Origin of the sequence: Pseudomonas sp. DR48, assembly GCF_019823085.1 — a bacterium.
Classification (GTDB): domain Bacteria; phylum Pseudomonadota; class Gammaproteobacteria; order Pseudomonadales; family Pseudomonadaceae; genus Aquipseudomonas.
On record NZ_CP081946.1, the window covers coordinates 5,818,173 to 5,840,769 of the forward strand.

At 51.9% G+C, this 22,597-nt stretch carries 21 protein-coding genes and 2 pseudogenes; 3 read left to right on the forward strand and 20 right to left on the reverse strand.

Annotated features, from left to right (window positions below; genetic code table 11):
* Positions 1–192 precede the first annotated feature (192 nt).
* On the forward strand, positions 193–663 hold the full coding sequence (locus K5K95_RS26290; RefSeq protein ID WP_222586793.1) for a RidA family protein: 471 nt from the start codon (positions 193–195) through the stop codon (positions 661–663).
* Positions 664–759: 96 nt separating this feature from the next.
* Here K5K95_RS26290 and K5K95_RS26295 read toward each other — a convergent pair whose 3' ends face one another.
* Both K5K95_RS26295 and K5K95_RS26300 read right to left on the reverse strand, forming a co-directional pair.
* Positions 760–2,205 (reverse strand): APC family permease, encoded by a 1,446-nt coding sequence (locus K5K95_RS26295; RefSeq protein ID WP_222586794.1) that lies wholly within the window; start codon positions 2,203–2,205, stop codon positions 760–762.
* 214 nt (positions 2,206–2,419) lie between these two features.
* Positions 2,420–2,956 (reverse strand): helix-turn-helix transcriptional regulator, encoded by a 537-nt coding sequence (locus K5K95_RS26300; protein WP_222586795.1) that lies wholly within the window; start codon positions 2,954–2,956, stop codon positions 2,420–2,422.
* A 413-nt stretch (positions 2,957–3,369) separates the two neighbouring features.
* Here K5K95_RS26300 and K5K95_RS26305 point away from each other — a divergent pair, with 413 nt between their 5' ends.
* Entirely contained in the window at positions 3,370–4,272 is a 903-nt protein-coding gene (locus K5K95_RS26305) for a phytanoyl-CoA dioxygenase family protein (RefSeq protein WP_222586796.1), read from the forward strand.
* 269 nt (positions 4,273–4,541) lie between these two features.
* Here the strand turns inward: K5K95_RS26305 and K5K95_RS26310 are convergent, their stop codons facing one another.
* The 14 genes and pseudogenes from K5K95_RS26310 to K5K95_RS26365 form a co-directional block, all read right to left on the reverse strand.
* On the reverse strand, positions 4,542–5,126 hold the full coding sequence (locus tag K5K95_RS26310) for a hypothetical protein (protein ID WP_222586797.1): 585 nt from the start codon (positions 5,124–5,126) through the stop codon (positions 4,542–4,544).
* 61 nt (positions 5,127–5,187) lie between these two features.
* Positions 5,188–6,354 (reverse strand): MFS transporter, encoded by a 1,167-nt coding sequence (locus tag K5K95_RS26315; protein WP_261398075.1) that lies wholly within the window; start codon positions 6,352–6,354, stop codon positions 5,188–5,190.
* Between the two features lie 173 nt (positions 6,355–6,527).
* Positions 6,528–7,202, reverse strand: a complete 675-nt coding sequence (locus K5K95_RS26320) for a TetR/AcrR family transcriptional regulator (protein WP_222586798.1) — start codon at positions 7,200–7,202, stop codon at positions 6,528–6,530.
* Positions 7,203–7,318: 116 nt separating this feature from the next.
* Entirely contained in the window at positions 7,319–8,785 is a 1,467-nt protein-coding gene (locus K5K95_RS26325) for an APC family permease (RefSeq protein WP_222586799.1), read from the reverse strand.
* A 284-nt stretch (positions 8,786–9,069) separates the two neighbouring features.
* A complete protein-coding gene (locus tag K5K95_RS26330) occupies positions 9,070–10,251 on the reverse strand; it encodes a cytochrome P450 (protein WP_222586800.1) in 1,182 nt (393 codons plus the stop codon).
* Positions 10,252–10,269: 18 nt separating this feature from the next.
* Positions 10,270–10,710: a flavodoxin family protein gene (locus tag K5K95_RS26335; protein ID WP_222586801.1), complete on the reverse strand. Its 441-nt coding sequence runs from the start codon at positions 10,708–10,710 to the stop codon at positions 10,270–10,272.
* A 17-nt stretch (positions 10,711–10,727) separates the two neighbouring features.
* Positions 10,728–12,035: an FAD-dependent oxidoreductase gene (locus K5K95_RS26340; RefSeq protein ID WP_222586802.1), complete on the reverse strand. Its 1,308-nt coding sequence runs from the start codon at positions 12,033–12,035 to the stop codon at positions 10,728–10,730.
* Positions 12,036–12,293: 258 nt separating this feature from the next.
* Positions 12,294–12,683 carry a DUF3422 domain-containing protein gene (locus K5K95_RS26345; protein ID WP_261398077.1) on the reverse strand — a complete coding sequence of 130 codons (390 nt, stop codon included), beginning with the start codon at positions 12,681–12,683 and terminating at the stop codon, positions 12,294–12,296.
* A 242-nt stretch (positions 12,684–12,925) separates the two neighbouring features.
* A complete protein-coding gene (locus K5K95_RS33275; protein WP_261398205.1) occupies positions 12,926–13,054 on the reverse strand; it encodes a hypothetical protein in 129 nt (42 codons plus the stop codon).
* 59 nt (positions 13,055–13,113) lie between these two features.
* Positions 13,114–13,494 carry a nuclear transport factor 2 family protein gene (locus K5K95_RS26350; RefSeq protein ID WP_222586804.1) on the reverse strand — a complete coding sequence of 127 codons (381 nt, stop codon included), beginning with the start codon at positions 13,492–13,494 and terminating at the stop codon, positions 13,114–13,116.
* 71 nt (positions 13,495–13,565) lie between these two features.
* A pseudogene (locus K5K95_RS33695) lies at positions 13,566–13,709 on the reverse strand (SDR family NAD(P)-dependent oxidoreductase); the annotation flags it as partial.
* Positions 13,710–13,752: 43 nt separating this feature from the next.
* On the reverse strand, positions 13,753–14,856 hold the full coding sequence (locus K5K95_RS26355; protein ID WP_222586805.1) for an alkene reductase: 1,104 nt from the start codon (positions 14,854–14,856) through the stop codon (positions 13,753–13,755).
* A 49-nt stretch (positions 14,857–14,905) separates the two neighbouring features.
* Entirely contained in the window at positions 14,906–16,177 is a 1,272-nt protein-coding gene (locus K5K95_RS26360; protein WP_222586806.1) for a cation:dicarboxylate symporter family transporter, read from the reverse strand.
* A gap of 113 nt (positions 16,178–16,290) precedes the next feature.
* Entirely contained in the window at positions 16,291–16,716 is a 426-nt protein-coding gene (locus K5K95_RS26365; RefSeq protein ID WP_222586807.1) for a VOC family protein, read from the reverse strand.
* Between the two features lie 210 nt (positions 16,717–16,926).
* Between K5K95_RS26365 and K5K95_RS26370 the strand changes: the two genes are divergently transcribed.
* Entirely contained in the window at positions 16,927–17,805 is an 879-nt protein-coding gene (locus K5K95_RS26370) for a LysR substrate-binding domain-containing protein (protein WP_222586808.1), read from the forward strand.
* Between the two features lie 50 nt (positions 17,806–17,855).
* On the opposite strand, the pseudogene K5K95_RS26375 reads toward K5K95_RS26370, so the two are convergent.
* From K5K95_RS26375 to K5K95_RS26390, 4 genes and pseudogenes are all read right to left on the reverse strand, one after another.
* A pseudogene (locus K5K95_RS26375) lies at positions 17,856–18,104 on the reverse strand (histone-like nucleoid-structuring protein, MvaT/MvaU family); the annotation flags it as partial.
* 113 nt (positions 18,105–18,217) lie between these two features.
* Positions 18,218–18,982 carry a hydroxypyruvate isomerase family protein gene (locus tag K5K95_RS26380; RefSeq protein ID WP_222586809.1) on the reverse strand — a complete coding sequence of 255 codons (765 nt, stop codon included), beginning with the start codon at positions 18,980–18,982 and terminating at the stop codon, positions 18,218–18,220.
* Between the two features lie 81 nt (positions 18,983–19,063).
* Complete coding sequence (locus K5K95_RS26385; protein WP_222586810.1) at positions 19,064–21,466, reverse strand: efflux RND transporter permease subunit; 2,403 nt, start codon at positions 21,464–21,466, stop codon at positions 19,064–19,066.
* On the reverse strand, positions 21,463–22,584 hold the full coding sequence (locus tag K5K95_RS26390) for a WD40/YVTN/BNR-like repeat-containing protein (RefSeq protein ID WP_222586811.1): 1,122 nt from the start codon (positions 22,582–22,584) through the stop codon (positions 21,463–21,465). Before K5K95_RS26390 ends, K5K95_RS26385 begins: the two co-directional genes overlap by 4 nt.
* Positions 22,585–22,597: the final 13 nt, after the last annotated feature.

Consider the following 22,597-nt stretch of genomic DNA (forward strand, 5'->3'; position numbering starts at 1 on the left):
GGCCGCCAATGTCGCTTGGCGCACTTGGCACGGAGGTGTCGATGGAATGTTCATGGGGCCGGAGCCGGCCCACGACGGCATCGCCATGCGTGAGTACGAAGGAATGGTGAGATCTCTGCGCGGCAGCGTCATGCGTGCGATGGGGCATTCAATTAACTGGAAAGGCGATCAAGGCGACTGGAGGCAGATCAAATGAGTTACCGCACCTTTACTGAAGCACTGAAAGAACTGAACTTGGCTCTTCCTGCCGTCAACCAGCCTCGTGGCAGCTATGTTCCTGCAGCGAAAGCAGGCGACCTGTTCTTCATCGCAGGGCAGGCTCCACGCGTAAACGGGGAATTGAAATTCTCTGGCCGAGTCGGCCGAGACTTGTCGATCGACCAAGGGCGGGAAGCCAAGCAGATTTGCGCTTCGAACGTGCTCAGTCATCTGGCTTACGCAACTGGAGACGATCCATCGAAGGTGGTTGCCGCAGTTCGGTTGGCCGGCGTGGTCAACAGCGCTGAAGATTTCACCGCGCATTCTCAGGTACTGGACGCCGCGTCGGATCTCATCGCAAAGGTGTTGGGTAGCGCAGGCCAGCATGCACGAATCGCTACTGGCGCGTCGTCACTCCCATCCGGCATGGCAGTAGAGATTGAGGCTATCTTTCAGCTTGAATAGCTGACCGACAGGCGGGTTCCCTTACCACTTGGTGTAATTGGTAAGCCAGCGCCTCGGCAGTGCAATGCTGCCGAGGCGCATTCATGCATCACGAACTCATGCGATGTTATCGAGCGGTGTCGTCCTTTTACGCTCCTGAGCGCTAGCCATAAAATAGCCGTAGAAGAACATCCCCAATATCAGCAGTTGCAGCCACACCCCATCGCCTCTCTCACCGCCAATGAGGTACTGAAAATTGAACGTAGTGAGTACTGTGAAAGCGAGAAGTCCAGCGAATGCTATCAATGGGCTCCAAAATGTCTGGAATCCAAACGAACGCCGCCTCCAGAAGTACATGATGACGGAAAAGCTAGTCAGCAGCATCAAGATTAAAACTGCATAAGTCCCCACTCCACCTATCTTTGCATAGAGAGTTGAAGGATCACTACCTAACAACATCATCAGCACTACCGCCCACCCCAGCGTACAAGCTAGGCTGCCGACATATGGGGACTTATGGACTGCGTGTGTCTTTCCAAGAAGAGCAGGAATAGCGCCATTACGGCTAAGCGAATAGATATATCGAGCCAGCACATTGTGTAGAGAGAGAAGTGAAGCAAATGCAGACAAAATAAGAATACCTTTGGTTGCATCTACTCCTACCTTACCGACGTAATTATTCATCGCCAGCATGAACATATTAGCCGCATCATCCTTAGCTGCCGCCACCGCAGCAACATCCCCAAACGCGGCGATTGTCATCCAGGCGCTCAAGGCATAGAAAACACCGATAAAAACAACTGCTATATACGTCACCCTAGGAATCACAACTTGGGGATTTTTGACTTCGTCTCTGTATATCGCAGTAGATTCAAATCCGATGAATATGATGATTGCATACAAAAACGCAACAGTAAAATTTCCATCAAAGAAATGACTTGGAGAAAGTGGCTGAAACGAGATTGATGGGGACTTGTCAGAAACAGGAATAACGATATCAAACAGCAAAACTATCGTAACCTCTACAAACATTGCAACTGTCAAAACCTTAGCCGATAGATCAATCCTTAGATACGACAATAAGCCACTAAGAGAAATTGCCAAAGCACTACCGATATACCAAGGTATGTCTTTTACCGCTAGCACCTCGCTAGCGAAGCTAGAGATTGTTGGCCCTAACAGTGCAGCGGTGCACAATCCTAACGTGAAGTAGCCAAACACCGCCACGAAGGCCGCCCCCTGCCCCATCTTAACTCCACAGCCCTCCATTACATAAGCGTAAAAAGCACCAGGCTTGGTAACCTTCCCTGTCATTGCAAGGAATCCAACACTGAATACCAGCATGAGAACCATTGCCCCCAGGATAGTTACTGGCGCTCCAATCCCGCCTCCCTGTACAACAAATGGAATCAGGCTACTTACCGAAGTAACTGGCGCTGCAAAAGCCAGTACGGAGCACAAAAGCTCCCAACTTGTCATTTTTCCTTGAAGAACTGGTGTAGTTCCCGATACCAATGAATTAGTAGCAGCGGCTATCGTCTGATTAGAATCCAAACTCGTCATGCGCAATACCTTTGTGGAGCGGTAGGTAGATGGCAGTAGGTTAATTTGTCTTGTGCACGCACGGCCTTCTTATAATTATCAACCGCAACAGTTAGAGCAAGCTCATGCTAAATGCACAACCACCCACAGCACATCAACCAAAAGGTTTAGCTCACAAAATCAAACACGCCCCATCACAGAGCAATCCACACAAAAACGAACCATTATCGAGCACTCACTCAGCCACAAGCAACGCGATTGCTTTGCTTCGACTTTTAACTTCCATTTTTTGAAAAATATGGACTAAATGTGTTTTAACTGTCGCCAACTCCACCCCCAACATGCTCGCTATACCCTTGTTAGACTCCCCCATGATCATCAACTCAGCGACCTCACGTTCTTTTGTGGTCAGGCCGTAGGTATCTTGAAGGATTGACTTGAGCTCCAGAGCTTTGACAGCAGGCATTAAAGAGAAGGCATACTGCAAATAGCTCTGCATACCCGCAAGGCTTTCCTTAGAAACACTGAGTGTGTCGCTTTGGTGGAATAACAGCGCGACCGATCCGACAGCATTTCCCCCTGCCCACAAGACGAAATCAATTTCATCAACCACGCTATGCTTACGCAGAAAAGGACGATATTGTTCGAGAAGGTTTTGATCACAGCTGAGCACGGCATTCTCGAATGTTTCGACGGTTTTTTCACCGCGTATAAGCACCTCAGCACGCATTGGATCTTTGTGATAGTAGAGTTCGTAGTATTCACGAATCATCCGCTCGTCCGCGCCTAACTGGATATGAGGGGGATGCTCCGCCCCGGGCTCATACCAAGTGAACACAACGGCGGAGGAGCGCGTGGAGCGCTTCAGAAAAGACACGGTCTGATGCGCATATTCATTACACCTTGTGCTCAGTTTTGGGTTCGCGTTCAAAATCCTACCCCTCTCATGCTGGCGCTTCATTTACGAGCGTGATCTGCCCTGAGCGCTCTGTATCAGTGCAATCTATTCAGTTCCATTAACGGAAAATGTGATGACGCTCCTTCCAGCATGATACGTGCCACACACATCACTACCCTATATCTCCACCTTTCGGTTGACGCAATAAAAAAAACATCCAGCTAGTTTACTTAGGTCAGCCTAATCGGCAGAACGACAACCATCACTTACCTGTATAGGCACTTTAAATGTCGCTCATTCACTTACCGTCCAATGCGTCAATTGAGGAAGTAGTAAAAGCGCTCGATACTGACGGATATTGCATTATTGATAATGCGGTATCTGACGAGATCATCGACGCGGTAAACGATCAAATTCAACCCTATCTCGAGCGTACGCCGGAAGGTGAAAATAATGCGATCGGAAAACTCACACGCCGATGCGGTGCGATTCCAGCCAGGTCATCCGCCTCTCATGCAATGGTCATGCACCCGACTGTCCTTGGGGCAACGCGCCAATTTCTCGGACGTAACGCGTCAAACATTCAGCTCAACCTCACTCAACTGATCTGTATCGACCCAGGCCAAAAGGCGCAATTCCTACATCGTGATGAGGGAGCATGGGATTGGTACGATCACTTTCCAGTTCACTACCATGTGGAAGTTAGCACTATTTGGGCGATGGATGACTTCACCGAAGAAAATGGGGCGACGCGCGTTATCCCTGGCAGTCACAAGCATAATCTCTTGCCGCTCTCCTTCACCCAAGCAGACTCTCTTGCTGCAGAAATGAAAAAAGGCTCAGTGTTGGTTTACACCGGAAAAACGATCCATGGAGGGGGAGAAAATAAGTCGCAAGCAAGTCGTCGCGCCCTTAATATTGATTATTGCGTGGGATGGGTACGCCAAGAAGAAAACCAGTATCTCTCAATTCCTTTGGAAGTAGCCAGGAGTTTCCCGGAAGACCTCCAGCGCCTTATTGGCTACGAGATGGGAGCCGCCAGCATGGGATACGTAAGGGAGTATGAAGATCCTCAGGTCGCGTTGTACCCAGAGAGGCCTTTTGATCAAAAATTTTTTGTGGAACTCTTGGAAAAAAGCACGCACTTCTCAAATATCGCTAAAAGTGTGTATGACTATATCAAAAAATAAAGCTGTAGATTGCGAAGCTTTCATATGTAATCGATAGCATGACCAAAGGACAACCCACCGCCCTGTCATAGCTGGCAGGGCGCAACCACATGCTCAAAGAGCTATTCTCCCTTCATCCTAACTCAAAATCATAACGTTATAGATCCCAGGCACCAACTTTTCCCAAACTGTCTATTTACCTGCACGAGGTTAGGCTATTCGGTTTCTACTCTTCACAAGCTAGTTACCCCTCAAGCAGAAGAAATCTAGATCGTATCTAATGAGCTTCGTCACTCGGTAGCAGACTTTGGGGGATTACGCCTGAAATGGTCATAAGCGATACCACCAATGATGCCTGCCAAAGCATTACTCGCAAAAAACGCAATCGCGCTGGTCAGCCATTGCACTGCGCTATTAGTAACCGACGAAGGAGTAAAACCAAAGTAGATGAACACCGGGTCGAATAATCCTGAAAAATGTAACGCGGGGACAAAGACCAAGGCGTAGGTGGTAACAGCCTTCAGGAGCTCAATGTTATTGAATCTCTTGGCCATACCGATATCGGTATTCATACCCTGTACGAACGTCGATGCCGACACCATCAGCCGTCTCAAGTGGTGCCGATGCAGGATAAATGCCAATGCAATGACCGCGTAACAGACCTGAACGCCCGTGTTGAGCACTTTGATCCTGGTCATAATCTCAGGAGCATGTACCGCAACGAGCACGACGGTCGCCACCCAAACGATCGAGATGCCAAGCAAAGCACCGGCCATTCTATTGCGATGGCTCTCCAACCCGGCGCTGTCTTGGGTCGAAATTGCAATTGGGTTCGACGCAGACAATGCTGGCTTCTCGAAATTCCTCTTTGCCATTTTTCATTGCCTTTGGCTTTTAGTGACGGCTTGGCGAGCGACGAGCCTGGATGTTTGTTAATCAGGAAGTACGATGCTCCAAACGTTGGGCCAACCAGTAAATCAAGCACCCAATGAATGCCATAAAGGCCCCTACGTACCCAGTGGACGTCCAGCCCCAGCCGGCGTTGATGGCAAGCCCACCCATCCAGGGCCCGAGCGCATTAGCGAAATTGAGTGCTGCATGGTTCGAAGCCGCAACCAATGATTGCCCGTGCTTACTGACGTCCATCAACCTCATCTGAAGCGCAGGCGACAGCGCAACCATGCACCCCAAAAGCAGCGTCGCCACCGAAATCCCGATGAGCGATTGAGACAATACAGGGAAAGCGAATAACGCAACGAAGCTGAACAACATGATGTACTTCACCGACAAGAACTTCACTCGGTCGTAGAGCCAGCCGCCTGCGATGTTCCCGATCATCGTCCCAAGCCCGAAAAGCACCAACATCGGCGCAATCCAATGCTCTCCCAGCTTTGTGACATTCAAGAGAATCGGTGCCAGATAGCTGTAGACACCAAACATTCCCGAAAAGCCAACGGCTGCGATCGCAAGCCCGAGCCACACTTGCACGCTAGTGAAAGAAGCCAGCTCCTCTTTGACGTTCAATGGCCGATCATCCTCGACCTCTGGAGCGCTCCTGTAGAGCAGAACCAGACTTAACAGGCTAAACACTGTGATGCCTGCGAAAACCGTCCGCCATCCCCAGACCTGCCCAAGATAGGTGGCACCAGGCGCACCGACGAGAATCGCAGCGGTCACGCCTAGAAGAATCCGACTAACTGCTTTGCCTCGCTTATTAAACGGTGCCATCGACGCAGCAACAACGGCGGCCACGCCGAAATACGCAGCGTGAGGAAACCCGGCGAGCAGTCGGGAAAACAATAACAGCTCATAATTAGGGGACATCAAACTCAGCGCGTTGGCACAGGTATAAAGAGCCAGCAGAAAAATAATCAACTTTCTCTTTTTCAGATAGACGCCCACGAACACCATGACGGGAGCACCAATCACAACGCCAATTGCATAGGCGCTGATCAGATGGGCAACACTGGTTTCTGGTTGGTGAAACGCCTCCGACAATGTGGATATTAGACCCATCATTGCGAATTCACCTGTGCAGACCGAAAACACACCTACGATGAGGGCGAATTCAACAAGAAATTGCTTATTTCGAAACCAGGACACGATGCTTCCCTCACAGAATAGCGAGTAACAGAACACTTGGCAGTTATAAAATGCCGAGTTAAAACAGGAAGGATGAAAGCACCGAGCTGAATATGCTCATGGAAGAAGCCAAGCGCTTTTTACTGCTCAGTGCAATCAAGTTGCCATGCAGCATGTGCATGACATCGGCCAAACTATATTTTCATCAAGCGTTTCGACAACTCAACTGCGTGGACAACCGCTGCCTCCAGGCTATGTTCAGTGCCATCCCAGCGCCACCAAGCTCCGATGCTATCGATAAGTTTCCTTAAAGCTCTAGCATCCAGAGTGGCGTCCTCAACGCCCAGATCCTGAGCAATTGAGCAGTACATGTAGTCGCAAAAATCTTCCCAGTCATCGATTTCTTTACGTAAAGAGTCCGGAAGCACCTTCGCGATTCTATCTGTCGCAATGAGAGCATCCCATATGTCGTTTTCAGGTCGCTGGAGCTGCTGTCGTACGTGGAAACCAATTAAGCTGGCCCAGTATTCTTCTGCTGTACGGCACCGGCTCAATGTCTCACACAGTGACTGCGCAAAATTATTGTAGTGCCAACGCATCGCCGCAGCGACTACCTGATCTCTCCCCTCTGGGAAATGAGAGTAGATGGTAGGCGGTTTGACACCTGCCGCAGCTGCGAGACTTCGCATGGAGACGCTTGCAATCCCCTCGCGTGTCGCGACACGTAGGAACGAGTCCAAGATGACCTGCTTGCTCCGAGTCAGGCCATCCCAATCAAAGGTATGCAGGTACTTATCAAGCCGCGTCAACATACCAGTCGTATTCTCAATCCCACCCATGCTCCCTACACCGCCTTTACGCACACTCATCTATTTGGGTCGTACGCTACCATACCCTCTCATGCAAGACGAAGGTCATCGTATACTCTTTTAGAATTAAATCTGAGTGAGAACTTGCCTCACTCAGTCCTGATAATCAAGCGTTATCAGTTATGCGCTCGCCCCAGTTTCTCGAATGTTTCTGGCTTGGCTTTTTTATAGTAACAAGCCAGCAACATACCTATGACTTGAACAAAAAATAAGCTGTACAGCATCCAGACGCGTTCGCCGGGCTCACCGCCCGCCAACAATTCAAAATTCTTGGCAACTAGCACGACAAGACTAACGAAGAAGACTGAAGAAATAGCCGGTGCCATGAATGACTTCAAAATACTCGCCTTTTCATGCCGTCCCTTCCTGAAAAACCATGTCAAAGCAGAAAAGTTCACCAGCGTCAGCAGAAATATCACCCCCGCTGTCCCTACCCCAGATAGCTGTCCGTATAGAAGCTCAGGCTTAACTTGAAGCACAATGAATGGGCAGAGCACCGCCAGCACCAATAATGAAACTGTCACGGAGGCTTTGTAAGGCGATGCGTGCTTTGGGTGCACTCGCTTCAAAAAGCCCGGAAGTGCGCCATCAGTGCCCAAGTTGTATAAATAGCGTGACAACACGTTATGGATAGACAGAATACAAGCGAAAGCAGATGTCAAAATCAAGGCGGATGTCAATACATGAAACCGGCCATCGACAAACTTAGAGAACGCCATCGTGAACATATTGGCAGGAGACTGTGCAGCGACCTCTTGGACATTGCTGCCGTATGCCATGATCATCGCATAGGCGGAGAAAGTATAGATTGCACCGATAAAAATAATCGCTCCGTATGTCGCGATCGGGATAGTTTTATCTGGAAGGCGTACTTCATCGCGAAAAAGTGCGGTCGCTTCAAACCCCATGAAAAATGAAACTACGAAAAGCATCGCAAAGGGGAGATTCACACCTGGCTTCTCAAGCTCTCCCACGGAGAATGGCGCAGCCGTAGCTATGGTGGAGTCACCACCATTTTTGAGAACGCCCACTGCGAAGATCAAACATACCACTACCTCAGCCACCATCACCCAGGTCAAGACCTTCGCCGACAGCTCAACGTTCAGGTAGCCAAGAACTCCCACTGCCAGCCAGCAGCCCAGAGCGTACCAGTACCAAGGTAGAGAGAATCCAGAGATTTCCTGGTGAAGATCAGCACATGACACTCCAAAGTATGCGGCAACCCCAGTCAGGATGAGAAAATACGACACAGCAGCCATCAATCCCGATCCCAGCCCCGCTTCTTTCCCCAAGCCGTAGCTTATGAATGCGTAAAAATCGCCAGGGCGCTTCACAGCCGCATTCAATGTCACGTAGCCAATTCCGAAAATCAGAATCATTGCGGTAACAAACATGAAGGCCAGAGGGCTGGCGATTCCGCCGAATGACAATGCAACCGGAATATAACCAGATACTGTTGTGAGCGGAGCTGAAAATGCCAGCACCGTCAGTGCCAAGCTGAAGGCCCCCATCTGCCCTGTAAGCTTTACATGATTCGAGGATGAAGAACTCTCCACTACCTTTGCCTCTGCAGTTATCGTCATGCTGAAGTCTCCCAGGATAACTTTCGTGAACGAATTTTGGCAGATGAGATTTTCAAACTATCTTTGTTGTTTTTAGAACACGCGCTAGCGAAGATTTGAATACACTTCGCACATCATTATTGACACAACCATCCGCATGTATTGCAAAAACAGCGCCTTCCCTTTGCAGGCTAAATTTAGCATATCGCTCATAGTTCCCTCACACATCACAAGACGTGAAATGATCACCAATGATTTTCCACAATCCCCCACAAAGAGAAGGAGCGCACATACGTGTTGTACTTTTATTTTTTGAATATCAAAGGCAGGGTGATGTAGTTCCGAATACGATCGTCATTCAAGGTTACAGGTTCCTCTGCCAATTCGATTCCAGAGTAGGCCTCCACGATAACGTTCAACGACGCCTCAATCTCTGCCCTACTGATCACCTGGCCCGCACACGCATGAACGCCGATACCGAACGAAACATGCTGGCTAGCCTCTTGAGGACGGGTGTGGTCGAACTGGTTGGGCCGCTTGAAGACGGTCTCGTCACGATTCACCGCCGCAGTCATAAAGCGAATTGAAGAGCCCGCAGGGATTTTAACTCCTCGAATTTCTACTTCCTCAGTCGGATAGCGAGTGAAAGACTGCTCTGGAGGATTCAACCGGATGAACTCGTTGATCATCGCAGATCGAGACTCAGGCTCATTGCGGTAGAGATCGTAGAGATGTGGCTCCCTCGCGAAATGCTCCAGGATGGACGCGAGAACATAGGCAGGGTTCGGTGCACCCGAGAAATAAAAAAGCACCAATGTCTGGATTACTTCCTCAGGGCTCATATCGCCGGAATCCTGAAGTGCCAGCATCGCGTCCAGTAGGCCATCGCCAGGGTTCGCCCGCTTCTCCTCGATCATCGCTTGGCATTTCGAGAACAGCCAGTCGAACCCCTCCCTAGCACGATCTTTATCACCCTGTGTCGCCGCAGGTGTTTGCATCCCTACGATCTTCAATGCATTGAGTGTTGCCAGCTCAATGTCATCTTCCGCAATGCCCAGTACCCGGCACATGGTGATGTGCGTAGGCACAACACAAATGTGATGATGAGCCTCAATGTAGCCATCCTCCTCAATCAACTTAAGAGCTTCACGAGTAACTTCCGTTGTGTGTTTCACCCATTCTTTCACTAGCTTAGGAGTAAACCACTTATTCGTATGTCGACGCACTGCTGTATGTTTAGGTGGATCGTAGAACAAAATGGTATCTAAAAATACGCGCCAATGGTGCGATTGTACCCACTCGGGCTCTACCATACTCATGGCTGGATGCTTCACGAACTTAATGTAGTCTTCATACCGAGATACAATGTAGGAACGTTCGCTCTCTTGATAGATCGGATAGTCACGCTGCAGCCGGGCATACCATGGATAAGGATTGCGGCGAAAATCTGGATGAGCCCAAGGAAGAACTTCATGTGTAATATTCATTGCAGCCTACCAAAAAAATTAGTTATAAACTTGTTCAACCCAAGCGTTTGCAACCAGAGTCACGGACTTCCCGCTTGCGGCATCATGACGGCCCGTTTCGCCCACTTGTACAGCCCCAAGCTCTAAAAGCTTACTCACCATAATATCGATGGCGTTGTTAAACTTGGTGTAAGTACTATCACCCAAACCGAATGCAAAGAAACGCACACCACTCAAATCAGGTTGCTCTGCTTCCAGATCGGCAAAAAATGGCGCGCTAGTTTCTGGCAACTCCCCCTCACCGTAGGTAGAGGTCACGACAACCAACTGTGAGACCGAACTCAGATCAGAAACCGAAACATCTTCCATTGACTTCACCTCTGCGGTGACGCCTCGACCACTAAAAGACGCAGCGATATCATCAGCAGCCATTTCAGAGTTACCACTCTCAGTCCCATAAACAACCAAAATATCAGACATCTTATCAACCCCTACCATTACACCAGTTCTTCGATATGGTTCTTTTGTTCGATCACTGAGCGAAGAGAGACATCACCACCACGAGCGACTCTCAACATATCTCTGACTTTTTCAATCTTCTTCCGACACCTTCCAGGCCCGGCGCTCATCACTTCATACTCATCAATCCGGCGCCAATCTGCATGCGTGACAGTGCCCGAAGACAGCTCATGGGCCACCGACACCAGACCTAGCTTCCCAGCTCTGAGAACTCCACTGTCGAAATCTGAAATAATGTTATCCGCGACGGATTTAGCATCCTTCCTATTTTCTGCAACTGTTCCGCTGGGGCCACGCTTTAACCAGCCGACGGTATAGATCGACTCTCCACTGAGGCTAGAAGGTGGGATAGTTGATTCGATTGCTGAGCCATTACTAAATCCGATTGCAGTTACAATCGTATCGAATTCTAGCTTTTCACTATTTTCAAAAAGCTTATCTGTAACCGTCAACTGAGCGCCCCCAGCAGATTTTTCTATCTCGAGTGGAGCCGCATTAAATAAAAAATTTATTGATAGGCGCGTTTGCGTATCAGAGGATGCAGATTTCGATGCGGCTAGTAAAAGTTCAGGAATACGTCCCTCCTCGTTATCTCGCAGGCCTTCCACAGTAATACCAACGCCCGGCAAACTTAGCAGCTCAACCATCATCGATTCATCGCATTTAGCTTGGGCGGCACCGGAACGGCTTACCAGGGTTATGCTTCTAACCTTACTGGTGCCTAGGTCTGCCCGGGTGCCATCGGAAATGTCAGACCCAACCAACTCCGGATCTGACTTAGCGATCATGCGCAAGACATCAATGGCAACATTGCCGCTGCCGATCACCGCGATATCTCTTCCCAGTTCTCGAACGACTCCGTCAGCTTTCTTTGGTAGCTCAATCCGGGGGTGGCCGTTCAAAGCTTTCAGCAAGACGCCCGCTCCCATCACTGGCGCCACCGGGTCGACAGGGATGTCTAGAACCGCGTCATTGTTAAGCCCCGTCGCAAGCACCACTACGTCGAATGACGCCGCTAGCTTCGCAAAAGAAATGTCCCTTCCAACGCTTACGTTGCCCTGAAAAACAACACCACCCTTTTCGAACATCCGCTCGAATTGCTGGATTACCGCCTTGCTGCCTTGGTGGTCTGCGGCGACACCATATCGCACCAATCCATAAGGAACGGGCAATGCCTCAAAAATCGCGATCTGCGCCGCGCTCCATTTCTTCTGAAGGAACTGGGCGACATAACAACCCGAGGGGCCGCTTCCCACTATTGCTACGGTCGGAAATTTGGCTGACATGGGCTTTTCTCCCTAGCAAGAGCGCCCTTGCGCTCCTTTCTCGACGAGGATGGCTTTGAAAACCGTACGAACAGTCGTTCGTATTTTGATCATCAAAGCAATCATCATGCCAGAGTACTATTTGCACATTTATCGAGGGTTTGAGGTACGGATTAGCATCACGTTCTGCACGACTAAGGTGCAAAAAAGGACGCTGGGTTGCAGTTACGGTGCACGAAACGTGTGAACTGATTACGTCGTGCCGGTTCTGACAGGGCTTCAGAACAACAAGCGAGTTCCAGGAGGGCACATATTCGAAGAAGGCTGGGTGCCTCCGAGGATGCCGGCGCTTAGACTTAGACTTGCTCCGTCTGAGACCTTATTGATTTTATGCCGGCTATACCAAAGCACTAGGATAGTCACCGGGATGCAGATAAGGACTGCCACCTGACTGGAAAGCACCAACCCCAGGGCTTCACCGCCCTGGTAGATCAGCTTGAGCAGGCTCAACAGGTAGTAGGTGATCGCAATCACCGATACCCCTTCCACGGCCTTTTGAATCTTGATCTGCGTTTGCGCGCGCTGGTTGAGGCTCTCCACAATTTGCGTGTTCTGCGCCTCAAGCTCGACTTGAGCGCGAGCTTGGAGCAAGTCATTGAGATGTGCCACACCGTCGGTCAACGCCTTCTACAAGTACACCGAGCTCAAAGCCACGTGGATCAAGCTCTGACACCCATACGCCCCAAAACTCGCAATTCCGCAATAATTAACAACCACTTTAAGTCAGCGTACCGCCCGATTGCACATCAGCGCGCCTACGCTTTAAAACGCAACTTTAAGGGTTAACGGCCTCAATCCATCTTTTCCTATAAAAAGGGCCCTCGAAGGGCCCTTTTGTACTCAAACCAAAATCACCTGGTCAGCCAGGACTCGACACTGTCGGAGCCGTGCGCTATCCGTAGACCTTCAACGTACTGATTGGCGGTGGCGATAACAGTGTTGTATTCGGAGGTTGGTACTGCCTTGATGTTCTTTGACATGGCTCTCTCCTTTCATTGAAGGCGAGGTTCAGCACACCTCGCCAGAGGCGATCGAGGGATCAAGCGCTCGGGTGGGTGTGGTAAATCTTGCTGACGATCGTCCACTTGCCTTCTACCTTCAGCAGGTTGAAGAAGTCGGTGAAACGAAATCCCGATACGTTGTCGGTATCGACCCGAGCACTGGCAGCAGTGCCCACAATGTCGATACGAACGATTGCGGCTTTGGCTTCGGGAGATGGGCGGAAAACGTTGTCAATGACGTCGTACAGATTCTGGATCGCGCCGCCGACGAGCTTGCCGCTGTCGACCCCAAACATGGTGGCCTGCTCGTTGAACGCGGGCTTCATCAAAGTGCTGTCAGCCTTGGCTCCACCCTCGTTGTACTGGCTAAGCACGTCGACGATTGCGTTGTATTCCTGGACGTAGGTTGGATTGCTCATGATGTACTCCTGGTTGAATGATGTTCCGATGACTGCTAGTTCTAGGTGGGCGCGGCATGGCCAACTGACGATCACCAATCCTGGCGAGTCGGCGAGATAATCAGATCATTGACGGTGACGTTTTCCGGCTGGTTGAGTGCGTAAATCACGGCTCGCGCGATATCGTGAGGCGCAATGGCAATCCGGTTCAGCTCCTGAGCAGCCTTACGCCCTTCGCGACGGAGCCTCTCCGCGCCTGGCTGGCGCAGGGGGTACAAATCAATAGTTAGCCGTTGGCCAATCGGTGTAGCCGGTGGCGCCTCCGCCGTAGTAACTTTCACGTGGCGCGATGGTCAGCTCAGCACCACAACGCAGGCGTTCTACGAGGTCAGGGTTCGAAATGAACAAGCGACCGAACGCCACCGCGTCAATCTGACCTTGCGCCCGACGCTCCAATGCCATCTCCAGGTTGTAGTTGTTGTTGCCAATGAACGCCCCTTCGAACTGAGCACTCAGTGCATCCAGATCAACGCGTTCAGGAACAGTGCGGGAGGTGGCGGTGGCGCCTTCGACGAAGTGCAGATAGGCCAGATTGAACCAGTTAAGCTGCTGAATCAGGTAACCGTAAGTCGCCATGACATTGCTGTCGGGAGGCGTATTACCTGCATCAGGCGTCACCGGCGAAAGACGGATGCCGACCCGGTCACTGCCCCAGATCGAAACCACTGCTTCGGTGACTTCAAGCGTCAGACGAGCGCGATTCTCGATGGAACCGCCGTACTGATCAGTGCGCTGATTGGTGGAATCACGCAGAAACTGGTCGAGCAAATAGCTGTTGGCGGAATGGACTTCCACACCATCGAAACCGGCTCGCTTGGCATTTTCTGCGGCGCGCTTGTACTGCTCGATGACTCCGGGAATCTCCGAAGTCTCCAGCGCACGGGGCATCGACACTTCGACAAAGCCTTTCTCGGTGTAGGTGCTACCTTCGGCCTTGATCGCCGACGGAGCAACGGGTGCTTCGCCATCAGGCTGTAACTCGACGCTGGAAAAACGGCCCACATGCCAAAGCTGGCTGACAATCTTGCCACCCGCCGCGTGTACGGCGTCGGTGACTTTTTTCCAGCCTGCCACCTGCTCTTCCGACCAGATCCCCGGCGTCATGGCGTAGCCACGTCCCTGAGCCGAAATGTTTGTCGCCTCGGCAATGATCAGGCCCGCGCCGGCGCGCTGAGCATAGTAAGTGGCGTGCAGTTCATTCGGTACACCGTCCTCCGCCATCCGACTGCGGGTCACGGGAGCCATGACAATACGGTTGGCCAGTTGCAGAGCGCCCATGCGCATGGGCGAGAAAAGATCGGTGTCGAGCGAGTGATCAATCATGATAAGAACCTCGTTGTAGTCTTTTTGGGTCATCAGCGACTTCGCAACATCAATGATGTGCTGTTGCATGTTGCTCTATCGGTTTGGCTCGTGAAGGCTCAAGGGCCACCCTCTCCCACTTGGCGATAACCAACGGTGCGATCGCATTACCCAACACATTCAGGGTGGTGGTACCGCTATCGATAATCCTGAAGATGCCCGCGATCAGTGCCACGCCTTCCAGCGGAAGGCCGGCGGACGCCAACGTGGCTGACAAGATGATGATGGCAAATCCGGGTACCCCGGCAGCACCTTTGGAAGTCAGCACCATGGTGACCACCAGTAAGATCTCCTGAGACAACGACAGATCAATGCCATAAAGCTGAGCGACAAAAATCGTCGCCACACCCAGGAAAATCGATGCGCCATCCAGGTTGAATGCATACCCCACCGGCACCACAAAACTGACGATCCGGCGCGGCACACCATAGCTCTCGAGCTTGCTCATCAGTTGGGGCATGACCGCTGCGGATGCAGCACTCGAGAACGCAAGAATCAGCTCACTTCGGAAATATTTGATCAGCTTGAAGATGTTCTCGCCGATCAGATAACTGATCCCCCCAAGCACCACCAATGCAAAGACAATCAGGGCCAGGTAAACCACGCCAATCAACTTGAGCAAGGGCAATAACGAGGCGAACCCAAAGGTCGCAACAGTCGCGCCAATCATGCCGAATACACCTATCGGTGCGTAGGCCATGACGATTGAGACAATCTTGAACATCGCATCCGAAATACCCTGAACCACCGCGACCACCGGCGCGCTCTTCTCCCTCGGCAACGAGTTCAATGCCATGCCGAACAGCACCGCGAAGAACAGCACCGACAGTAGCTTCGCTTCGGACATCGCAACAAAGACGTTATCCGGGACGATGTTCTGCATAATCACGAGAGCGCCCTTCGAAGGCTCCATTGTGATGGACGCAGAGCTATGCGTAATGCCCGAAATATCAGTGCCCGTGCCAGGCTCGAAGATGTTCGCGAAACACAACCCCATCACGATGGCCAGGCCAGTAATCGCAAAGAAATACCCCAGCGACTTTATGCCCATGCGACCAAATGATTTGTTATCTCCGCCTCCTGCAATGCCCAGGATCATGCAACAAAACACGATTGGAACAACGACCATCTTCATCATCTTGATGAAGATATCGCCAAGCGGTTTCAGGATTTCCGCGCTAACCCACGATTGATACTGCGGATGGGTATTGAAATACCAACCGACGAGCACGCCAAGCAACAGCCCGGCAATGATTTGCCACACCAAGGGAATACGTTTCATGTCTAGCCTTCTTGTTGGAATGAAAGGACTGCGTTCATTGGCAGTTGCTAGAGTCATGAGCTTCCAGCTCACTTGAGATCAAATGGCACAACGCTGTTGTGCCAACACGTTTCTTATTTTGCGAAGAGCTGGCTCATATCCTTGAAGGCTTTGAATTCAAGGGCATTTCCGCACGGGTCAAACAGGAACATGGTGGCTTGCTCGCCCACCTGACCCTTGAAGCGAATGTAGGGTTCGATCACAAACTCAGTACCGAAGGACTTCAGACGCTCGGCCAGCGCTTCCCATTCTTCCCACCCAAGGATGATGCCGAAGTGAGGAACCGGTACGTCGTGGCCGTCGACCGGGTTGCTGTGGACACTCTCCTGGGAAGCAGTTTTTGGGTGTTCATGAATAACCAGCTGGTGGCCATAAAAGTTGAAGTCGACCCACTGGGTGCTGGAACGACCTTCCTCCAAGCCAAACACTTCACCGTAAAAGGTGCGTGCGCCAGCGAGGTTGTAAACCGGGATTGCGAGGTGGAAAGGCGAGAGGCTCATCAGAACTCCAATGACAGTATTTTTGTTGGTGAAGGACGGAGCAGCGTATTAATGCCGGCCGTTGGTTTTGTGCGACGCTTCAAGTTCCGCCGTCCCACCGACATCGGCGTTTGGGTTCAGGCAGTTGCCGGGGGATGGGCGCATCGTAGAGCGGCAAACAAAACATAAAAATCAATATATATTTCTTAGAAACACAATTAATATTTGTGAATGATCAAAGAACTCAAGACACTCATCGCCGTTGCACGGGAAGGTACGTTTGCCGCTGCCGGGAATAAAATCGGCCTCACCCAGGCAGCGGTGAGCGCCCAGATCCAGCGTCTGGAGGCCGAACTCGGCTTTGAGATATTCGACAGGAAGGGACGCTCAGCTCACCTCAACAGGATGGGCCACCAGATACTCCTGCAAGCGCAAGAGCTGCTTCGGCTTTACGATAATCTGGGCTCCACCACGGCTGGACTTCCTGCGAGCGTCCTGGTGAACATCGGTGCCATCGCTTCCGTGCAGCGCTCCTATCTACCGGATGCGTTAGCCACGTTTCACCAACAGTGCCCGCAGTGCCGCACCCGTGTAATCCCAGGACTATCGATGGAGTTGGTCAACCTCGTGGATGCCGGCGAGATCGACATGGCCGTAATCATTCGCCCACCCTTTTCGCTTCAAAGCGATCTGCGCTGGACGACTTTGGCGCTCGAGCCCTACCGTCTGATCGTTCCACGCGATGTGCCGGGAGAAGATTGGTCGGAACTACTTTCCAGCCAACCGTTCATTCGGTATGACCGATCATCCTTCGGGGGCAGGCAGGTGGATCGCTTCCTGCGGCAGATGCATTTCACCTTGCGTGAGGTTTGCGAACTGGATGAATTGGAGGCCATCATCAAGCTAGTGGAAAATGGCGTTGGTGTGGCGTTGGTGCCGCAGACAGCACCCCACCAGGAATGGCCAACAGGTGTACGAGCGCTCGACCTCGGACAGCACACCTTCCACCGTGATATTGGGCTCGTCCATCGGGCTCGGCAAAGTTTTACCGAACCTGTGCAGATACTGGCTCAACTTATCAGTGACCAGGTAAAGACCGGTTCTGAATAAATCCACATAGAAAAAAAGGCCCTCTCGGGCCTTTTGTGCTCAAACCAAACTCACTTGGTCAGCCAGGACTCAACTGTCGCGGAGCCGTGTTCTGCTTTCCATTCTTTCAAGGTCTTGTGATTGCCGCCTTTGGTTTCGACGACTTCGCCTGTATGCGGGTTTTTGTAGACCTTCACTTGGCGTGGCTTGCGGCTGCCGGCTTTGGACTCAACGGCTGGAGCGCGACGGCCCGCCTGCGGATCCAGCAAATTGATCACATCCTTCAAGCTGTAGCCGTACTCAGCAAGCAAAGCGCGTAGCGGTTGGCGCTCATCGTTGTATTCCCTAGTCACTGAGAAACAGCACAGTCAACCAAACTCTCTGTTGCGGATGAATTTTCACACTTATACCAACAACCCGCTTTACTGGCTTCTTAACTCGCAAAAAAACGATCAAGCCAACTTATACCTTCGAGCGTGCCGATAGCAGGTTGATATTCACACCCAACCCACCCCGTATAAGAAGGTGAATTTATCGAATCAAGAACTCCGGACAGGTTCAAATTACCGATATTAGGCTCATGCCGCCCTGGGTAGCCAGCAATCTGTAAATGGTCGGTTTGAGGAAGAAGGAGATCGAGGCAAGCAAGAGGATCCAGCCGCTCCATCGCTGCATGATAAAGATCCAGAATCAGGCCTAGCCCTTCAATTCTTTGCGTCCAGCTGACGGCCCCCGCCAATGTTCGAATAAAATACCCTGGCACTGAAATTTGATTGATGGCTTCAATCACAACCTTTACGTCATGGCGGGCAGCCTCCTCGATGGCCCAGTTCATGTTGTCGACAAATTGACTACCCGATACAGCGTAATTTTTCTGCTCAACCACTCCAGATAGCACGTGAAGCAGTGGACTTCCTCCTTCGACGGCATATTCAAGTCCCAGGTTGAAATCCTCACGAAAGTCCCGAGCCTTTCCGGACTGAGCAGCTAGCCCCTTACTACCAGGTCGTAGTGGTACTGTTGCCAATACTTGTTGAAGGCCTGTGCGACGTAGAGTCCCAGCTATTTCTGCTGCCGCCATGTCGCGAGGAAAACTGAACTCAACAGCCTCAAAGCCAGCATCCCGAGCGGCGCTAAATCGATCCTCGAAAGACCATTCGGTGAAGAGCAAGGTGAGGTTCGCTGCATATTTGATCATTCAGTTAATCAAGCCATCGTGTTTGAGTTGCACTACGAAAAGCGGATTCAGCGCCACTGAATCCGCACTCGTGCTTGGAAATTACGCTGTTACAGGAAAAGATTTTGGCTTGAGCAGAAAGTGCGCCAGTGCCGGAACCAGTACCAGCGCGCCCACCATGTTCCAGATGAACATGAACCCGAGCAGAATGCCCATATCGGCCTGGAACTTGATCGGCGACAGCACCCAGGTCAGTACGGCGATGCCCAAGGTAATCCCCGTCATTACCACTACTTTCCCTGTCGAGAGCAGGGCCAAATAGTAAGCATTGGACAGGCTTGAGCCGTTGCGCAAATTGGTGAGGGTCACGCTAAGGATGTACAACGCGTAATCCACCCCGATGCCTACCCCCAACGCAATCACGGGCAGCGTCGCCACCTTGACGCCGATGTTCAGCCCTACCATCAAGGCTTCGCACAAAATAGACGTCAGCATCAGCGGCAGTACCGTGCACACGACAGCGCGCCAGGATCTGAAGGTGATAAAGCACAGGGCGATGACGGCGGCGTAGACCATGAACAGCATCTGCACGTTCGAACGCTTCACCACGATATTGGTCGCCGCTTCGATCCCGGCATTGCCCGCCGCATTGAGGAACTGGATCTGATCGGAGTTATGGGTCGCCGCGAACTGTTCGACTGTCTGAACCACGCTGGTGAGCGTGTCCGCCTTGTGATCCTTCAGATAGACATACACCGTCAGCAGATCGCAATTTTGGTTGAATAGCTCTCGTGGCGCCCGGGTGATGATTGCATTCAACAATCCCTGGTTACGGGGTATCTCGTACCAGGTCATGCTGCCTTCATTCATGCCAGCCGCTGCCTGCTTACTCAGTGCGGCTAAAGACGTCGTGGACACCACACCTGGCAACTGCTGAAGCTGCGCTTCCAGCGCATCGACTGACACCAGGGTCTGGTAATTGGCGCAGTAGTATTGGGGGGTTTTCACCATCACCACGTACTTATCGCTGCTGGCGGAAAAGTTGCTGACCATGAAGCGGTTGTCGGTGTTGTAGCGCGATTCCGGCCGCAGTTCTGGTGCTCCGGGATTCAGATCACCGATCTTCACGTGCAAACTCACAGCGAAACCAGCTACCCCCAGTATCACTGCGCCGATGATTGCACCACTCGCCCATTTGCGTTCGGTGAATCGATCCAGAAAAGCCCAAAATGGGTGCCGGGCGTGTTGAGCATCCAGCTGTGAGAACTTGTCGTTTGCTGCTTCACGTTGAGCCGCCGCTTTGCTGACTCCGGTGTATGACAACAGAATCGGCAACAGAATCAGGTTGGTAAAAATCAGGGTCAGAACGCCGATCGTCGCGGCGACGGCCAGATCCTGTATGACCGGAATTTTGATAATCATCAGCACCGCGAAGCCTACGGCGTCGGCCACCAGCGCCATCAGGCCAGTCAAAAATAGCCGGCGAAAAGTGAAGCGTGCGGCCACGAATTTTTCAGCTCCGCGCCCGATGTCCTGCATGATCCCGTTCATTTTTTGCGCGCCATGGCTTAACCCGATGGCAAACACTAGGAAGGGCACGAGAATCGAATACGGATCGAGATCAAACCCCAGTGTAGGCAGCAATCCCAGCAACCAGACCACAGCAATGATCGAACACAGCAGTACCAACAAAGTGCTGCGCACGCATCTGGTGTACCAAAACAACACGATGCCGCAGATCACCAGCGTCGCGGCGAAAAACAGCTGCATCTGACGCATGCCATCAATCAGATCTCCCACCACTTTGGCAAAGCCTGTGATGTGGATTTTGATGTTTTCAGTTTCGTACTTGGCCCTGATCTGCTCGAGTTGGCCAGAGAGCGCGTTATAGTCCAGTGGTTTGCCGTCGTCCGACGTGATGTCCTGAAGAGGTAATAGCACAATGCTGGACTTGAAGTTAGCAGCCACAAGCCGTCCTACTTCCCCCGAGCGTTCGACATTCTGACGAACCTGCTCCAGGCTGCCGGCAGAACCGTCGTAGTTGTCAGGGATGACCGGGCCGCCGTCGAAGCCCTCCTCGGTCACGCCGATCCAACGGGTCGCGGGAGTCCAAAGGGACTTCATGTACGAACGGTCGACGCCGGGGAGCAGAAATACCTCATCGTTGATTTTCTTGACCGTCTCCAGGTAGGCAGTATCGAAAATACTGCCCTGCTTGGCCTCAATCGCAATGCGTAAGGTGTTGCCCCCCTCGCCCAGCTGGCCGCGATTTTTCAGGTAGTTCTGCACATAAGGGTGATCCGTTGGGATCATTTTTTCGAAGGCGGCATTGAGCTTCAAGCTCAGTGCCTGGTAGCCCAGTATCAGACTGAGCAACACGCAGACGGCCAAGACGATGCTGCGATGATTGAACAAAAGCCGTTCAACCAGAGTGCCGGAGGATGGATCGAATACATCCGGCTTAGGGATGGTTTGATGCTCTGCAGAACGAGTATAACTATTCATTGATCATGCTCCGGCGATTCCACTGCACCTGCGGACGACAGCATGCCCCGTGCACTACTGATGATCAGGTTGCCGTTCGCGGCCTGCGTCATACCTGTGAAATAACTGGGTTGAGTGATCTTCAGGACAGATGCTTTGGTATCGCCCTCTTTAAAGCGCAGCACTCTTCCCGACTCATCGGTGAGCAGTACCGTGCCATCCTCAAGACGCAGGCCACTGGTCAACGTGATTGGCTGCAAGGTGTCAAGGCGCTGCCAGGTATCACCGCGATCCTTAGACTCGTAGGCTTTGCCGCGTAGACCAAACGCCAGAATCGAACCACTGCTGGTCGCTTGGAGACCGAAGGTAGTGCCTTCATAAGGTGACGCCAGCGACTCGAAAGTCAGGCCTTCATCACTGGAGCGCAACAGCGTGCCCTGTTCACCAGCGATGAACAGATCCGTCCCCACCCGTTCGATGCTGTAGAGGTGTAACCCGTTTGGGTTATCGATGCGGGAGCGGATCGATTGCCAGCTGAGCCCGCCGTCATGGGTGACAAACGCCAGACCATAAGCGCCCACCACCAGCCCATTTTTGGCATCCACGAATAGTAGATCGAGCAGGGGTTTATCGGGGCCTTCGTCCACGAGTTGTTGTGCTTGAGATAGACGCTCCTGAGCCTTGTCGGCATCGGTGGAGCTGTCTATGGCCTGCCTGGCTTCCTGCAGTTCGATCGCGGCCGACAGGACGCCATCAAGCTGTTTGCTCCAGCTCAGGCCACCATCCTGGCTGTGCAAGACAACCCCTGCGTGCCCGACGGCCCATCCTTCGCGGTCATCAATGAAGCGAACCCTGACCAGCGTCATGCTGACGGGAGAATTGACTTGCTTCCAGGTGCGGCCATTGTCATCAGAGACAATGATGAATCCTCTCTCACCAACGGCCACAAGTCGATCGCCGGCACGGGCAACACTCAGCATGACCGACTGCGCCGCCATGGCGCTGGTGATTGATGGCTGCATCGGAAGCCCATCGGTTTGTGCCGCCGCAGCGCCGGTGAGCGCTGTCATGATCGACACGCTCAGCATGAATGCCTTGAACGCATGCTGAGATAAAAGCCTGGGAGTTTGAATACGCATTTTCGAGCCTCGA

Bases quoted from the DNA above. Each gene is read 5' to 3' on its own strand.
- K5K95_RS26290 (WP_222586793.1), top strand. From the start codon at position 193: ATGAGTTACCGCACCTTTACTGAAGCACTGAAAGAACTGAACTTGGCT.
- K5K95_RS26295 (WP_222586794.1), bottom strand. From the start codon at position 2,205: ATGACGAGTTTGGATTCTAATCAGACGATAGCCGCTGCTACTAATTCA.
- K5K95_RS26300 (WP_222586795.1), bottom strand. From the start codon at position 2,956: ATGATTCGTGAATACTACGAACTCTACTATCACAAAGATCCAATGCGT.
- K5K95_RS26305 (WP_222586796.1), top strand. From the start codon at position 3,370: ATGTCGCTCATTCACTTACCGTCCAATGCGTCAATTGAGGAAGTAGTA.
- K5K95_RS26310 (WP_222586797.1), bottom strand. From the start codon at position 5,126: ATGGCAAAGAGGAATTTCGAGAAGCCAGCATTGTCTGCGTCGAACCCA.
- K5K95_RS26320 (WP_222586798.1), bottom strand. From the start codon at position 7,202: ATGAGTGTGCGTAAAGGCGGTGTAGGGAGCATGGGTGGGATTGAGAAT.
- K5K95_RS26325 (WP_222586799.1), bottom strand. From the start codon at position 8,785: ATGACGATAACTGCAGAGGCAAAGGTAGTGGAGAGTTCTTCATCCTCG.
- K5K95_RS26330 (WP_222586800.1), bottom strand. From the start codon at position 10,251: ATGAATATTACACATGAAGTTCTTCCTTGGGCTCATCCAGATTTTCGC.
- K5K95_RS26335 (WP_222586801.1), bottom strand. From the start codon at position 10,710: ATGTCTGATATTTTGGTTGTTTATGGGACTGAGAGTGGTAACTCTGAA.
- K5K95_RS26340 (WP_222586802.1), bottom strand. From the start codon at position 12,035: ATGTCAGCCAAATTTCCGACCGTAGCAATAGTGGGAAGCGGCCCCTCG.
- K5K95_RS33275 (WP_261398205.1), bottom strand. From the start codon at position 13,054: ATGTCAAAGAACATCAAGGCAGTACCAACCTCCGAATACAACACTGTT.
- K5K95_RS26350 (WP_222586804.1), bottom strand. From the start codon at position 13,494: ATGAGCAATCCAACCTACGTCCAGGAATACAACGCAATCGTCGACGTG.
- K5K95_RS26355 (WP_222586805.1), bottom strand. From the start codon at position 14,856: ATGATTGATCACTCGCTCGACACCGATCTTTTCTCGCCCATGCGCATG.
- K5K95_RS26360 (WP_222586806.1), bottom strand. From the start codon at position 16,177: ATGAAACGTATTCCCTTGGTGTGGCAAATCATTGCCGGGCTGTTGCTT.
- K5K95_RS26365 (WP_222586807.1), bottom strand. From the start codon at position 16,716: ATGAGCCTCTCGCCTTTCCACCTCGCAATCCCGGTTTACAACCTCGCT.
- K5K95_RS26370 (WP_222586808.1), top strand. From the start codon at position 16,927: ATGATCAAAGAACTCAAGACACTCATCGCCGTTGCACGGGAAGGTACG.
- K5K95_RS26380 (WP_222586809.1), bottom strand. From the start codon at position 18,982: ATGATCAAATATGCAGCGAACCTCACCTTGCTCTTCACCGAATGGTCT.
- K5K95_RS26385 (WP_222586810.1), bottom strand. From the start codon at position 21,466: ATGAATAGTTATACTCGTTCTGCAGAGCATCAAACCATCCCTAAGCCG.
- K5K95_RS26390 (WP_222586811.1), bottom strand. From the start codon at position 22,584: ATGCGTATTCAAACTCCCAGGCTTTTATCTCAGCATGCGTTCAAGGCA.